The sequence below is a fragment of the Thalassococcus sp. genome, from assembly GCF_982780845.1.
Genome location: NZ_CEYADA010000015.1, coordinates 80,579 through 94,176 on the forward strand (window position 1 = coordinate 80,579; position 13,598 = coordinate 94,176).

General features: G+C 56.6%; 12 protein-coding genes. 5 read left to right on the forward strand and 7 right to left on the reverse strand.

What is annotated here, in order from left to right; all coding sequences use genetic code 11:
• Positions 1 to 71: 71 nt before the first annotated feature.
• The 5 genes from AC4FIA_RS15425 to AC4FIA_RS15445 are packed head-to-tail and all read right to left on the reverse strand — an operon-like array spanning position 72 to position 5,903.
• Positions 72 to 1,139: a glycosyltransferase family 2 protein gene (locus AC4FIA_RS15425; protein ID WP_490366585.1), complete on the reverse strand. Its 1,068-nt coding sequence runs from the start codon at positions 1,137 to 1,139 to the stop codon at positions 72 to 74.
• A 4-nt stretch (positions 1,140 to 1,143) separates the two neighbouring features.
• On the reverse strand, positions 1,144 to 1,839 hold the full coding sequence (locus tag AC4FIA_RS15430) for an FkbM family methyltransferase (protein ID WP_490366586.1): 696 nt from the start codon (positions 1,837 to 1,839) through the stop codon (positions 1,144 to 1,146).
• A 1-nt stretch (position 1,840) separates the two neighbouring features.
• Positions 1,841 to 4,222, reverse strand: a complete 2,382-nt coding sequence (locus tag AC4FIA_RS15435) for a glycosyltransferase family 2 protein (protein WP_490366587.1) — start codon at positions 4,220 to 4,222, stop codon at positions 1,841 to 1,843.
• Positions 4,222 to 4,875 (reverse strand): sulfotransferase family protein, encoded by a 654-nt coding sequence (locus AC4FIA_RS15440; protein ID WP_490366588.1) that lies wholly within the window; start codon positions 4,873 to 4,875, stop codon positions 4,222 to 4,224. The genes AC4FIA_RS15435 and AC4FIA_RS15440 overlap by 1 nt, the downstream gene beginning before the upstream one ends.
• Complete coding sequence (locus AC4FIA_RS15445; RefSeq protein ID WP_490366589.1) at positions 4,872 to 5,903, reverse strand: glycosyltransferase family 2 protein; 1,032 nt, start codon at positions 5,901 to 5,903, stop codon at positions 4,872 to 4,874. Before AC4FIA_RS15445 ends, AC4FIA_RS15440 begins: the two co-directional genes overlap by 4 nt.
• Before the next feature lie 218 nt (positions 5,904 to 6,121).
• On the opposite strand from AC4FIA_RS15445, the gene AC4FIA_RS15450 reads away from it, so the two are divergent.
• Positions 6,122 to 7,033, forward strand: a complete 912-nt coding sequence (locus AC4FIA_RS15450) for an AAA family ATPase (protein WP_103909966.1) — start codon at positions 6,122 to 6,124, stop codon at positions 7,031 to 7,033.
• 16 nt (positions 7,034 to 7,049) lie between these two features.
• Positions 7,050 to 8,312, forward strand: a complete 1,263-nt coding sequence (locus AC4FIA_RS15455; RefSeq protein ID WP_490366590.1) for a vWA domain-containing protein — start codon at positions 7,050 to 7,052, stop codon at positions 8,310 to 8,312.
• Between the two features lie 50 nt (positions 8,313 to 8,362).
• On the opposite strand, the gene purL is transcribed toward AC4FIA_RS15455, so the two are convergent.
• Entirely contained in the window at positions 8,363 to 10,522 is a 2,160-nt protein-coding gene (gene purL / locus AC4FIA_RS15460) for a phosphoribosylformylglycinamidine synthase subunit PurL (protein WP_490366591.1), read from the reverse strand.
• A gap of 132 nt (positions 10,523 to 10,654) precedes the next feature.
• A complete protein-coding gene (locus AC4FIA_RS15465; RefSeq protein WP_103909963.1) occupies positions 10,655 to 10,882 on the reverse strand; it encodes a DUF1127 domain-containing protein in 228 nt (75 codons plus the stop codon).
• Positions 10,883 to 11,003: 121 nt separating this feature from the next.
• Here AC4FIA_RS15465 and AC4FIA_RS15470 point away from each other — a divergent pair, with 121 nt between their 5' ends.
• From AC4FIA_RS15470 to rpsI, 3 genes are all read left to right on the forward strand, one after another.
• Positions 11,004 to 12,428: an aminotransferase-like domain-containing protein gene (locus tag AC4FIA_RS15470; protein ID WP_490366592.1), complete on the forward strand. Its 1,425-nt coding sequence runs from the start codon at positions 11,004 to 11,006 to the stop codon at positions 12,426 to 12,428.
• Between the two features lie 159 nt (positions 12,429 to 12,587).
• Complete coding sequence (gene rplM, locus AC4FIA_RS15475; protein ID WP_103909961.1) at positions 12,588 to 13,046, forward strand: 50S ribosomal protein L13; 459 nt, start codon at positions 12,588 to 12,590, stop codon at positions 13,044 to 13,046.
• Positions 13,047 to 13,050: 4 nt separating this feature from the next.
• Positions 13,051 to 13,542, forward strand: a complete 492-nt coding sequence (gene rpsI, locus AC4FIA_RS15480; protein WP_103909960.1) for a 30S ribosomal protein S9 — start codon at positions 13,051 to 13,053, stop codon at positions 13,540 to 13,542.
• Positions 13,543 to 13,598 lie beyond the last annotated feature (56 nt).

Below are 13,598 nucleotides of genomic sequence, written 5' to 3' on the forward strand. Positions count from 1 at the left end.
CCATTTCGGGCGCATATTTTCCTAACGTATTCCAGCGCATTTAGGCAAAATTGAGCCGTATCGTAGGAGATTTAGGGTTTTTGATCAGGATTTTGGAGGGCCAATTCCCGAGCGCGGTTGCCATAGCTGGAAAGAAAGCGCGCGGCATTCAGGGGAACCGGCTGTGTCGGGGGCGTCATGAGTAGGCGGCCGAATAGTGCTCGGTAGGGTTCCTCCAACATCAGCTTGTCGAATGTCTCTTTGCGCCAAGCTACTGATTTATCGTGAAGATCTGCCAGTTTGCCGTCCTTCAAGAACTCTGCGCGGAACTTGGCCACGACCGGGTCCAACTGACGGATTGTCTGATCTTCTTCGACGTTGAAGTTGCGTTCCACCCAGTAATCCAACCCCAGCAAATGGTCGGAATGCACAGCGCGGCCGCGATAGGCCTTGAGCACGTAACTTTCCATATCGCCCAAGGGATAATGGTTAAGCTGAGCCATGCCGTAGTTGTCTTGGCCAAAGGTCGAAAAGATTCGTTTTGTCTGGAACAGCGCGTCCAGCTCGCGCCCGTGGCCATCAAACCAGCGCGCTTGGCTGATCTTGTTGTCGTTGGGGGAACGGGGCCGATGGACGCCCGGTTTTCCGTAGGTGCCGTCGTTCTTGTAGAGCGTTTTGAACATCGACGCGCGCCATGGCCAGTACAGGATTTTTGGCGCGGCTTTGGGAAAGCGATGTGGCACGGGCAGGTCGTGATAACGCGCCTGACTGTTGTTGCCGAACAACCGCCACGTCAGCGTGATTGCGGTGGCATCGGGCAAGGCATTGATCAGATCGGGCAAGGTGCGGTTGCCGACGTGGACATTGATGAACTCGTCCACATCCAGCGGTAGGATCCAGTCGGCCTCTTTGACCAATTTCTGCTTGGCGGCGTCCTTTAGGGCGGTGAACTGAATGCCGCCCTGATCATAGGGGCCAGGATTGCGCAGGTGTGAGACCGGCGCGACCTCGGACAGCCGATCAAGCATCAGATCGGTGCCATCGTCGCAGTCGTTTGAATAGGCCAGTACATGCGTCACGCCAGAGGCCAGCGTATGTGCCAGCCAGTCCAGCAGGAACGCGCCTTCGTTTCGGACGCAAAGAATAGCGAGTATTTTCATTTGGTTATCCTCGCTTTTTGAACGTCACGACTTTGCCGTGTGATGTGCGGGCAAAGTAAGTGAGGCCTGCATTTTGGAAGGCATCAAAGACGGCCTGCACACCATCCTGACCGGTCCATTGTGGATGAAGCTCGACAACAGCGGCCCGCAGACATGACAGGTCCGCCGATGGTAAAATCGTGCTTTCAGCGCCTTCGATGTCACAAACAAGGAAGGTCGGTTGCAGCGTTTCAATAATGTCAGAGAACGGTTTCTGCGGTACCATCACAGTGTCGATTATCGTGTCCGGATCATTGTCGCGATCCATGGAAGAGCCCAGAAAATCCTCGCGCAGGTAAAAGGGAACGTCGTCTGTGGCGTCGATAGACAAAAGCGTGTTGTGGACACTGATGTTGCCCAGACCGTTCAGGGCGTGAACCTGACGGATAAACGGGACAAGCTGGGGATTGCCCTCATAAACATGAAACTCTAACGGGGGGCGGGATGTGCCGATCAGGGACGAGATAAAGCCAATGCCGCCGCCCAGTTCCAAAACGCGATCCCCACGGCGAAGAACCTGACGCACCGCGTTGGCTTCACGTTCTTCATAGCCGCCACGTTCAAGCCGCTTGGCGATCCGGTCCGAGATGAAACGCGGGTCATTCGGAAACAAAATCCCGTTTGCGTTAATCACATCGGTATCGCTTGCGGCCTCGGACATCTTAGCTTTCCAAATCCAAAGCCAGCGCATAGGCGACGCGTTCGGTTTCTGTCAGCTTCAGTGACAACGCCTGCTGATACAGTTCCTCAAACTCGGGCATTCCGTGAAGTTCATCCGCCTTGGCGCGGTGCCATGCGACACCTGTTTCATGCCATTTGCGCAGCGTGTCATCCTGCATCAAACGATCGTATTCGGCCCGCAGACGGGGCACGTTGCGTTTGATCGTGATGTCTTTGAAGTCGGTCCAATCCATTCGAATCCAGTAGTTCAAACCAATCGACCGATCGACGTGCAAGGCGCGGCCACGCTGGCGTTTCACAAGGAAACTTTCGGCCGAGCGCAGCGCATAATGGTTCAGTTGCAGCAGATCATACCCGATGGATTTCTTGGACGAGCGCCAGCCATTGTTGATAGCCTCACTGGTCATGTCCAGACCCGAGCCATTGACCCATTTTACTTTTGTATCAAAGCCTTCGTTCAATTTGTTCGGGCGATGGCAACTGATTTTCTGGTAGGCGCCGATGTTCTTGTACATCGTTTTATAGCCCCAGACGGTGTGCGGCTTGGGGCAGAATTTAGGGGCACAGGTATCGAATTGTTCGATGACAAATTCATCGGCCAGTTTCGTCACGCCATTATGCCCGAACAGCCGCCATGTCATCGCAACGTTGGTGGCATCGGGGACGCGTTCAAAGAAATCCTGAAGCGTGCCGTTGCCACAGCGGACGTTGATGAACTCATCTACGTCGATATGCGCGATCCACTCGGCGTTCATGATCACCGGTTCTTTCAATGACCGGTTCAGCGCATATTGCTGGGGCGAATTGCCTTTCCAGTCGTCGTTCAAACGGTGCTGAAGAACGCCCATTTCCTGCAGGCGATCAAGAATTTCGGTCGTCCCATCCTCGCATCCGTTGGTGTAGATTAGAAAGTTATCAACGCCCATCGCACGGTGATAAGCGACCCATTCGACGATGTATGGCGCTTCGTTCTTCATACAGCCGACGATCACGTTGCCGGTATTTCCCTCGGGCAAATCACGGGGCGTGATTGGCTCGAATGCGGCGGCAAGCTCTTCTTCGTTTACGCGGCCGATGTTGTTGTGCGGCGCATAGATCGAACCCTGAAGCTGGGCAAATTTTTCCTTGGCAAGGGGTGGCATGACGGCTTCGGCTTCTGGTGTCAGGCCATCGACAGGGGGCAGGGTTGTGCTGGCCGCTTCTTGTTCATGGGCTGGCATGGATTGCAGAGCTTGCAGGGCCTGCGCTTTGGTTTCCATTTCCTGCTTTGCGGCCTGATTGATACGCCAACGGGCGGCCATCAGGTACTGGGTCGGGCGGAAGCCGTACATCGGATCTGCCTCTTCCCAACGATCCTGTTCCGGATCGGGATGCAGATGTTCGAGGTGGAGATCAGGATGGTTTTCGGCCAATTCCTGCAGGTCTTCGGCAAAAAAGGCCGAGATTTCGTTCAGACTGCCTGTGTCGATAGGATCACCGGACACTTTGATCTCGCCAACGAGTTTGCGCCACAACGGGCGACCCAGGATCATATCCGTGCGATCCAGAAGGCGGATGACGGCATCATTGAAACGGCGCGCTCGGGACAGCCATGCAGCAGAGGGCTGTTGCGGTACGTCCGTAGGTTCCGCACGGCCAAAGTTGTGCGGGATTTCAAAGACAGCCTTCAGATCGTCGGCGAAAGCATCGGTCCAAATCCGGTCGCGATCAAACGACACAAGTTGTGTCGCGCCTTTGCCGAACGTGCTGTCCCATTCCTGAACCAGCCGTGCGAGATCAAGCCAGGGCGAGGGGCCTTGGACCTCGGGGAAAACACCGGCCTCGGGCCTAAGGCTGGGCCAGCGTGACAGGGCGCCGTCCCACCAATTGTCTTTCTTGATCAGGCCCAGTTCAAGCTCAAGCCCGCTGCTGCGACCATCCAGAACTTGTGCCGCATAACGGCGGGCAAGCATGCGGGCAGGGTCGTCGACCGTGGCAATGACACGGATGTCATCAGACAAAGGGCGCAGGATGTCGTGCAAACGCGCACGTTCTGTGGTGCGCATCAATGTTGTACCAAGCTGATGGCAAGACAGGATCAAAACGTCAGGGCGCGTCGCCCCGACCTCGGCAGCAAGGCTTTGGGTTACATCTTCACGAAGACGGGCCTGTTTTTCAGGCAGAATGAAGCCACGGTTGAATCGCAACGCATCAACGGCGTCCGGATCGCTGCTGGCCATGAACAAACGCGTATGGTTCCGCGCGCCAGGTGAGCGGGCGTAAAGCACGCCCTTGCTGATCAACTGATCACGTTTCGCGTCTAGAACACGCTGTAGCCTGTCCGCGCTATCCGCGTCCGGCCCGATATGAAGATAAACCCGCACTACTCGTCTTTGCCTTTTACCGCGCCCTCAGACGCACTGTTTTTGTTTTCGTTACTACGCCCCCACCAGGGCAACTCGATCCCCAGGAAATCACCGATTATTTTGGGCGCTTCGGGATCGTCGGTCCGGTACTCTAGAAAATTTTGCTGGCCTCCAAAGGCCTTGCGCACAAATTCGTAGTGGCCGTTAACCCAGCGCTCAAGTTCATCTGTTGTGGTGCCGAAGCCGACAGGTAGACCTGGAACTGAATAATTAGGAAGGCGTCTTGAGCCGAGGTTGGACCAGCGCATCATGCTATCGACGACGTCCTTTGCCGGACGTGCGGAAAGGATGAACTTGGCACCTGAGTGGTGTTTTTCAATAGCGGATAGCAGCGGATAATCGAACTGGGGCCAGATGCTCAAACCTTTGGAAATCGTGCTGATTTCGGTGAAAGCGTCAAACTCATCCATCTCTGCCAATGGATCGCCGGTGCCGTAATAGCCTCTGTAAAGAATAGTCCCTACAAACTCATCTTTGAGTGCGTCGCCGCGGGATTGCCCCTCATGTACTTTCCAATCTGCTACACTCAAACCCGCTCTGGCCAAGGCTTTACCGAGTGTAGTGGTACCTGATTTTGGAAGGCCAAGGTTAACCACACGCAATCGGCTCATGGTGCGATCCCCAGTTCTTGCATCAGTTCCAACTCTCCCGGTGGATAGGGCGGCAAAGATGCGAGTTGATCGTACATCTCGCGGTAGCTGTCTTGTGCCATAAGCTCGTCGCGCTTGGCCTTATGAAGGCGCACGCATTCGTCGTGCAGTGCGGCGATCTCGGGGTCGGATTTCAGTTCTGCCAGGGCTTCGTTCAGAGCAGGCAGGTAGCGGTGGATCGACGTATCCTCCCACGCGCTGTCATTCCGTTCGCGCCAATATGTGTCATCGAACGCACGGTGTTCGCGGTTCACATCGCCTCGGTCGTTTTTCACCAGATAGCTGTCCAGAGACCGCAGTGCATAATGGTTCAGCGTCGCAAAGTCCCGCGCGCCTGCGGCGGGAAATTTCCGGATGCGGCGCGGGTTGGCGGCGACCAGAAATTTATGTTGAACCTTGCGGCCCGATCCGTCGGTCCATGTAGGCCGCTTTTCTTCTGCCAGACCTTTGCGGAAAAAAGCACGATGGGCTCCATAGTATTGCAGTGGGAAATCGCGACGGGTCAGTGATTTGACCTCGATCGCGGACTCGGCGCACCACAGGTCGGGATTATGGCTGTGGGTGAATTGTTCGATCACAGGACGATCTTCGAAGTCGCGCACATTGCCGCTGGCAAAAAACTGGAACGTCACGGAAATCGCTTTGGGGTTACCGCACGCCTCGATCAGGGCAGGGATAGTGTGATCGCCCACATGAATGTTCAGGAACTCATCGACATCCGCGATCCAGACCCAATCGGAATTTTTAACCACGTCGGTGTGGGCGCAGTCCTTTAGCGCCTCCATCTGGTAATTGCGGCCTTCAGCGGGGTTGGGCAGGTGAACCACACCGCCACGGGCCGCCATTGCATCCAGCAGCTTATCAGTGCCGTCGGTGCAGTCGTTTGAATAGAAAAGAAAATCGGTCACACCGATCAGGCGGTTGAAGGCAATCCATTCCAAAAGGAACGGACCTTCGTTTTTCACGCAGGTTACCGCGGTCACACGCATGACCACCCCCAAACTACCAACTTCACCATTAATCCTGTTCCGCCCTTTTGCGCCAAATCAAAGTCTGGCGCTTGTTCTTTTGTATAAACATCTCATCTTGGGCCTTACGCGTCAATTGCATGGCGGGCAAAGGGGCGACAGAGTGGCATATGCGACCTATGCGCTATTGACCCGCGCGCGCTGAGGGGTGAGGCCTAGGGGAAAGCTACGGAGGAAATATGACCATTCCATCAAGCATCGATGAAGTTCAGGCGCGTTTGTCAGAAACCGGATACGTCTGTGGGCGGGCCTTGGCGACGGTCGTTTTTCTGTCGTTGAAACTGGGCCGACCGCTGTTTCTTGAGGGCGAGGCCGGCGTCGGTAAAACCGAGATTGCCAAGGCACTGGCCGCGATGCTGGGGCGCAAGCTGATCCGTTTGCAGTGTTATGAAGGTCTGGATGCGTCCTCGGCCGTATATGAATGGAACTTTGCGGCGCAGATGGTGGCCATCCGTACGGCAGAGGCATCTGGTGGTGCCGACCGTCAGGCATTGCAGACCGAGCTGTTCTCGGACGAATTTTTGGTGGAGCGCCCGTTGCTTGAAGCGATGCGCCCCGATGAAAACGGCGCGCCTATTCTGCTGATCGATGAACTGGACCGCACGGATGAGCCGTTCGAGGCGTTCCTGCTGGAAGCCCTGTCTGATTTTCAGGTGACGATCCCAGAACTGGGCACCGTAAAAGCGCCCGAGCCGCCGATTGTGATCCTGACATCCAACCGGACGCGCGAAGTGCACGACGCGTTGAAACGTCGTTGTCTGTATCACTGGGTCGATTACCCTGATTTCCCGCGTGAGGTCGAAATCCTGCACGCCCGTGCGCCAGAGGTTGCAGAAAACCTAAGCCGCGAGGTTGTGGCCTTTGTTCAGCGCCTGCGGACCGAAGATCTGTTCAAGAAACCGGGTGTAGCGGAAACCATCGACTGGGCAAAATGCCTGCTGGCGTTGGATGTGATCGATCTGTCGCCCGAGGTGATTTCGGACACGTTGGGTGCGATCCTGAAATATCAGGACGACATCGCGAAAATCCAAGGGTCCGAGGCGAAACGCATTCTGGACGAAACCCGCGAACAACTGGCAATGGCAGATTAAGCGGGGCTGATCGGGCATGCCTGAATACATCCCCCTAGAGTTGCCGGAAAACCCGCGGCTGGCGCAAAACATCATCCATTTTGCGCGGGCCTTACGCCGTGCGGGGCTGCCTGTTGGGCCGGGTCGGGTGATTGATGCGATCCGCGCGGTTGAGGCGGCAGGCTTTACCGAAAAGCGCGATTTTTTCTGGACGTTGCACGCCTGTTTCGTGACGCGCCCTGAACATCGCGCGACCTTTTCGCAGTTGTTCCGACTGTATTGGCGTGATCCGCGATACCTTGAACATATGATGTCGCTGATGCTGCCATCCGTGCGCGGGGTTCAGGAAGAACGCGCGGCTGACGCGGCTGAAAAGCGGGCGGCGCAGGCGCTGCTGGATGACAATTTACCGGATATGCCTGAACCCGAAGGCGGGCAGCGCGAGGAAGAGATTTCGATCGAGGTGGACGCCTCGCAGACGATCTCGACGGATGAAAAGCTGCGCAGTTTAGATTTCGAACAGATGTCGCTTGAGGAAGTGGCAGAAGCCAAACGCATCATTGCCAGCTTGGAATTGCCGGTAAAGCCGATCAAATCGCGCCGAGGTAAGGCATCTACCCACGGGCGTCAGGCCGATTGGCGGCGCACGATCCGTGGCGCGATGCGCCAAGGGGGTGAGTTACAGAAACTGGCCTTGAAAGAACCGCGGCCACGTTGGCCGAACCTAGTGGTCCTTTGCGATATCTCAGGCTCTATGAGCCAATATAGCCGGATGGTCTTGCACTTCCTTCATGCCGTCGCCAACCAGAAAGGCGCGGGCTGGGCCAAGGTCCATGCCTTTACCTTTGGCACGCGTCTGACCAACATAACGCGCCACCTTGCGACCCGCGACGTGGATGCAGCGCTGAAAGCTGCGGGCGCCGAGGCGCAGGATTGGGAGGGCGGCACGCGGATCGGTGAATGCCTGCACAGCTTCAATCGTGATTGGTCGCGGCGTGTAATGGGGCAGGGTGCTGTCGTTCTTCTGATCACTGATGGTCTGGATCGAGACCCAGAGGGGGATCTGGAAAAGGAAATGCAGCGTCTGCATCTGTCCTCGCGCCGTCTGATCTGGCTGAATCCGCTGTTGCGTTGGGACGGTTTCGCGCCGAAGGCCGCTGGCATCAGAAAGATGCTGCCGCATGTCGACAGCTTCCGCGCCAGCCATTCGATCCAGTCTTTGGCCGATCTGGCCGAGGCGATTTCACGGCCCGATGATCTGGGCGAAAAAGCCCGCCTGATGGCCATGATCAACGAATAGAAAAAGCCCCGCCAATTTGACGGGGCTTTTCGTTTTGGATTGGTCGGCTGTTACGCGAAGTGCTTGGCGAAGCTACCGCGATACAGGTCGCGCAGGTCGTCGAGTGATGCGCTTTCTTTACCAAAGCTGACGTCTGTGCCTGCGAACTTGCCAACGTGGGTCAGGGTCACGCCAGCTTGCGCTGCGCGTGCCATCAATTCCTCGGCCGCGTCGAAGTTACAGGCGATTAGGTAGCGGCCCTGATCTTCGCCGAAGAGCGTCGGTGTGTCGTCTGCATCGATGCTGACGCCAACGCCTGCGGCTTCTGCCATCTCGAACGCAGCCATAGCCAGACCGCCATCGGACAGGTCCGTGCAAGAGCGGATCAGATCGCGGTTCGCGCGGATGAATTCGCCGTTGGCGCGTTCTGTTGCCAGATCGACAGCAGGTGCATCGCCGTCTTCACGACCGAACGCTTCGCACAGGATCGCGGACTGGCCGAGGTGACCAGCCGTTTCACCCAGAACCAACGCCACATGACCGTCGCGCGCATAGCCAAGGATCGGCTCTTCATCAGCGGCGATCAGGCCAACGGCGCCGATGGTCGGCGTGGGCAGAATGCCCTGACCGTCGGTTTCGTTGTAAAGCGACACGTTACCGGACACGATGGGCATATCCAGAGCCAGACACGCCTGACCGATGCCGTCCAGTGCGCCAACGAATTGGCCCATGATCTCGGGCTTTTCGGGGTTGCCGAAGTTCAGGTTGTCTGTTGTTGCCAAGGGCTTAGCGCCCACTGCGCAGAGGTTGCGGAACGCTTCTGCAACCGCCTGCTTGCCACCTTCAACGGGGTTGGCGCGCACATAGCGGGGTGTCACGTCAGAAGTGAAGGCCAGCTTTTTGTCGGTGCCGTGTACGCGGATCACGCCAGAGCCGAAGCCAGGCTGGCGCATCGTGTCGGCCATGACTTGGCTGTCGTACTGTTCGTATACCCATTCGCGCGAGCTGTAGTTCGGCGAAGAGATCAGGGTTTTCAGACCCTCAATCGCGTTGATGCTGGGCGCATCTTCCAGAGGCGCGGCTGCAGGGGTCGGAACCCACGGGCGGTCATATTCGGGGGCCGTGCCGGACAGAGCCTTAAGCGGCAGGTCGGCTTTCACTTCGCCGTTGTGGACGATCAGGAAGCGGTCTTCTGCGATGGTTTCACCAACGATGGCGAAGTCGAGGTCCCATTTGTCGAAGACAGCCTTTGCTTCGGCCTCTTTCGACGGATCCAGAACCATCAACATGCGTTCCTGGCTTTCCGACAGCATCATTTCATATGCTGTCATGCCATTTTCGCGGCAAGGCACTTTTTCAAGGTCCAGACGCACGCCCAGATTGCCTTTGTCGCCCATTTCTACGGCGGAACATGTCAGGCCAGCGGCGCCCATATCCTGAATGGAAATCACTGCGCCGGTTTGCATGAGCTCAAGGCAGGCCTCCATCAGGCGTTTTTCGGTGAAGGGGTCACCAACCTGAACGGTGGGGCGCTTTTCTTCGATCGTGTCGTCGAATTCTGCCGATGCCATTGTCGCGCCGCCAACGCCGTCACGACCTGTTTTCGCGCCGAGGTAAACCACGGGGCGACCAACGCCCGAAGCGGCCGAGTAGAAAATCTTGTCAGCGTCGGCCAGACCCGCCGCGAAAGCGTTTACAAGGCAGTTGCCGTTGTACGCATTGTGGAAGCGCACTTCGCCACCAACAGTCGGAACGCCAAAGCAGTTGCCGTAGCCGCCAACGCCTTCGACGACGCCGTGAACCAGCTGGCGGGTTTTTTTGTGGTCTTTTTCACCAAAGCTGAGCGCGTTCATCGCCGCGATCGGGCGGGCGCCCATTGTGAAGACGTCACGCAGAATGCCGCCAACGCCTGTGGCCGCGCCCTGATAGGGTTCGATGTAAGAGGGGTGGTTGTGGCTTTCCATTTTGAAAACCACGGCCTGACCGTCGCCGATATCAACAACGCCTGCGTTTTCGCCGGGGCCACAGATAACCTGCGGGCCTTTTGTCGGCAGCTTGCGAAGGTGGATCTTGGACGATTTGTAGGAACAGTGTTCGTTCCACATCGCCGAGAAAATACCAAGTTCGGTGAAGGTGGGTTCGCGTCCGATAATTTCGAGGATGCGGTCGTATTCGTCGGGTTTGATCCCGTGTGCATCAATCAGTTCGGGCGTGATGGCCGGTTCCTGCATGTCGTCATCCCCTTTGGCAGATGCGCGCTCTTTAAAACCTTGTGGGCGCGGGGGGAAGGGGGCTGATGCGCCTTTATGCAAAAAGGGGCCGCCCGGAAGCGGCCCAGAGGAAGAGGTCTGGCAAGTCAGGGATCAGTCCTGCCAGAACATCCGGCGGGCTTCCCGGTGGGCAGCACGCGGATCAACGCCAATGTCATCCAGCAAATGGCCGTCTAGTTGGGCAAGCGCGCGTCGGGTTCGCGCGTTCTGGGACCATTTTGTGATCACCACGGCCGCTGTCAGCGCGAAAGAGGCCATAGGGGCGAGACGAGGCTCTGCTCCGAGGAACGCGATGTGGGCTGCATGTGGTGTCGCGGACATTGGTCTACTCCTTATAATAAGATGTCCTAGGTGTATCTAAATTGTATTGACACAATGTAACTGTATTGTTACGGATATATTGATACAATTGTGCTTCACTCTCGTCTACGGAAACATTGTAATGGATACAATTTTAGAGCGGTTCGCAAAATGTGCCGAGGCGGGACCCAAATACAAAGGGGTTGCGCGGGCGATCATCGACGCTGTTCGGGCAGGTGAGGTTCAGGTCGGTGAAAAGCTTCCTCCGGTGCGGGAACTTGCATGGAAGTTGAATATTACGCCGGGCACTGTTGCGCGGGCTTATACCATCCTGACCGATGATGGCGTGGCTATCGCCGAAGTGGGGCGTGGCACGTATATCGCTGATATCAATGCAAAACGTTCCGTCTCTAAGGGACGGGACGCTAAGCGCGATCTGAATTGGGAACGTCATAACGCGCCCGTGGATTCCGAAGTCGTCAGTTTGTTTTCGCCCAAACTTCCCGATTGCGGTCAGGTCGCATTAATCCGTGATTCCTTTGCCCGACTGGCCGACCGCCCCGCAGAAGATTTGATGAACTATCCATCTCGTGCCGCGTATAAACCGGCGCGCGAAGCAGTGGTACATTGGTTGAAAAATGTACCCCTTGGCCCGATCAATTCTGAAGATATGGTGCTGTGTCATGGTGGTCAAAACGGCATTTCATTGGCTTTGCAGTCCATTCTGACAGGTCCGAAGCCGGTCGTTTTGCTGGAAGAGCTGACCTATCCGGGCTTCCGTCGGGCGGCCGAACTGTTGCGTGCCGAGGTTGTCAGCGTTCCGATGGACGAGAAGGGGATCATTCCCGAAGCTCTAGAACGTCTTGCCCGTCAGCATAAGGCGCAGGTTCTGTGTACGACGCCAGAAATGCACAACCCCACGGGGCTCTCGACTCCCATGGAGCGGCGGATGGAGATTGCAGCTGTGGCCGAACGGCTTGGCCTCCAGATCATCGATGATGATTGCTACCGGATGGCGATATCGCATGAACCTTGTTACCGCGCGCTGGTGCCAGACCTGGCTTGGTATGTGTCTTCGATCTCTAAAATCATCACGCCCGCCTTGCGGATCGGGTTTGTGGTCGCGCCGCGTGGCAAGGTTGCCGACCTGCGCAGAGTGGCAGAGCACGGGTTCTTTGGTCTGGCCAGACCGTTGGCAGACGTCGCGGAAATGGTTCTGTGTGATCCGGGAATGCCAAAACTGAGCCAGAAGATTCGCGACGAATTCGCCAGGTACGTACAAGCAGGAGTTAATGTGTTGGGTGGCTATGATCTGGTCTGGCGCAATGACATGCCCTTTATGTGGCTGACGCTTCCTGCTGGGTGGCGGGCCGCTGCCTTTTGTCAGGCCGCCGAGGCGGAGGGGGTGCAAATCAGGTCGGCGGATGAATTTGCTTTGCGTGACGCGCGCGTGCCCCATGCCGTGCGCATTTCGATCAATGCGCAGGTCACGTTGTCCAGTTTTGAAAAGGCGATGGGGCGTTTGCGGGTGCTTTTGGACAATCCACCGGAAAGAATCGCGGTTTGACATTGGGGTATTATTATACCATAATTTTAAGATATTGTTTTTACTTAGTTATTTCGAACTTGTGCCGCTTGACTGCATTTTCGAGCCGAGTATAACCCGGCAATCGGATTTTTGGGCCGGTGGATTCCCGCTTGCCCCACTTTGAAAACAGGACCGACCATGAAAACCTATTCTGCAACACCGGCAGAAATCGAAAAGAAATGGTTCGTGATCGACGCTGAAGGCGTCGTTCTCGGCCGTCTTGCTTCGATCGTTGCTATGCGTCTGCGTGGCAAGCACAAGCCGTCTTTCACACCGCACATGGACACTGGTGATAACATCATCATCGTTAACGCGGACAAAGTACAGCTGACCGGCAAGAAGCGTGAAGAAAACTTCTACTGGCACACTGGCCACCCCGGCGGCATCAAATCCCGCACAAAACAGCAGATCCTGGAAGGCGCACACCCCGAGCGTGTCGTATTCCAAGCTGTTAAGCGTATGCTTCCCGGCAACCGTCTGTCCCGCAAGCAGCTGACAAACCTGCGCATCTATGCGGGCGCCGAGCACCCCCACGAGGCCCAGAGCCCCGAAGTGCTCGACGTGAAGTCGATGAACTCCAAAAACACCCGGGTGTGAATAAATGGCTGATCAAATCAATTCGCTCGAAGAGCTGAACCAGGTTGCCGGCGGCGCTGCTCCGGTTGCTGAAGAAACCGCCATCGTTCGCGAACCCGTTCGTGATGAACTGGGCCGTTCCTATGCCACAGGCAAGCGTAAAGACGCTGTTGCCCGTGTTTGGATCAAGCCCGGCTCTGGCAAGGTTGTTGTAAACGGCAAAGAAATGAAGGCGTACTTTGCACGCCCCGTTCTGCAGATGATCCTGCGCCAGCCGTTCACAGTTGCAGGCGTTGAAGACCAGTTCGACGTCATGGCAACCGTAAAAGGCGGCGGCCTGTCCGGTCAGGCCGGTGCGGTCAAGCACGGCATCTCCAAAGCGCTGCAGATCTATGATCCCGCACTGCGCTCGGCTCTGAAAGCCGCAGGCTTCCTGACACGCGACAGCCGTGTTGTTGAACGTAAGAAGTTCGGTAAGCGCAAAGCGCGTCGTTCCTTCCAGTTCTCAAAGCGTTAATTCTACCGCTTGCACAGATTTTCGGGGTCCCATGTTTGGGGCCCCGTTTTTTTGTG

Bases quoted from the DNA above. Each gene is read 5' to 3' on its own strand.
- AC4FIA_RS15425 (WP_490366585.1), bottom strand. From the start codon at position 1,139: ATGAAAATACTCGCTATTCTTTGCGTCCGAAACGAAGGCGCGTTCCTG.
- AC4FIA_RS15430 (WP_490366586.1), bottom strand. From the start codon at position 1,839: ATGTCCGAGGCCGCAAGCGATACCGATGTGATTAACGCAAACGGGATT.
- AC4FIA_RS15440 (WP_490366588.1), bottom strand. From the start codon at position 4,875: ATGAGCCGATTGCGTGTGGTTAACCTTGGCCTTCCAAAATCAGGTACC.
- AC4FIA_RS15445 (WP_490366589.1), bottom strand. From the start codon at position 5,903: ATGCGTGTGACCGCGGTAACCTGCGTGAAAAACGAAGGTCCGTTCCTT.
- AC4FIA_RS15450 (WP_103909966.1), top strand. From the start codon at position 6,122: ATGACCATTCCATCAAGCATCGATGAAGTTCAGGCGCGTTTGTCAGAA.
- AC4FIA_RS15455 (WP_490366590.1), top strand. From the start codon at position 7,050: ATGCCTGAATACATCCCCCTAGAGTTGCCGGAAAACCCGCGGCTGGCG.
- purL (WP_490366591.1), bottom strand. From the start codon at position 10,522: ATGCAGGAACCGGCCATCACGCCCGAACTGATTGATGCACACGGGATC.
- AC4FIA_RS15465 (WP_103909963.1), bottom strand. From the start codon at position 10,882: ATGTCCGCGACACCACATGCAGCCCACATCGCGTTCCTCGGAGCAGAG.
- AC4FIA_RS15470 (WP_490366592.1), top strand. From the start codon at position 11,004: ATGGATACAATTTTAGAGCGGTTCGCAAAATGTGCCGAGGCGGGACCC.
- rplM (WP_103909961.1), top strand. From the start codon at position 12,588: ATGAAAACCTATTCTGCAACACCGGCAGAAATCGAAAAGAAATGGTTC.
- rpsI (WP_103909960.1), top strand. From the start codon at position 13,051: ATGGCTGATCAAATCAATTCGCTCGAAGAGCTGAACCAGGTTGCCGGC.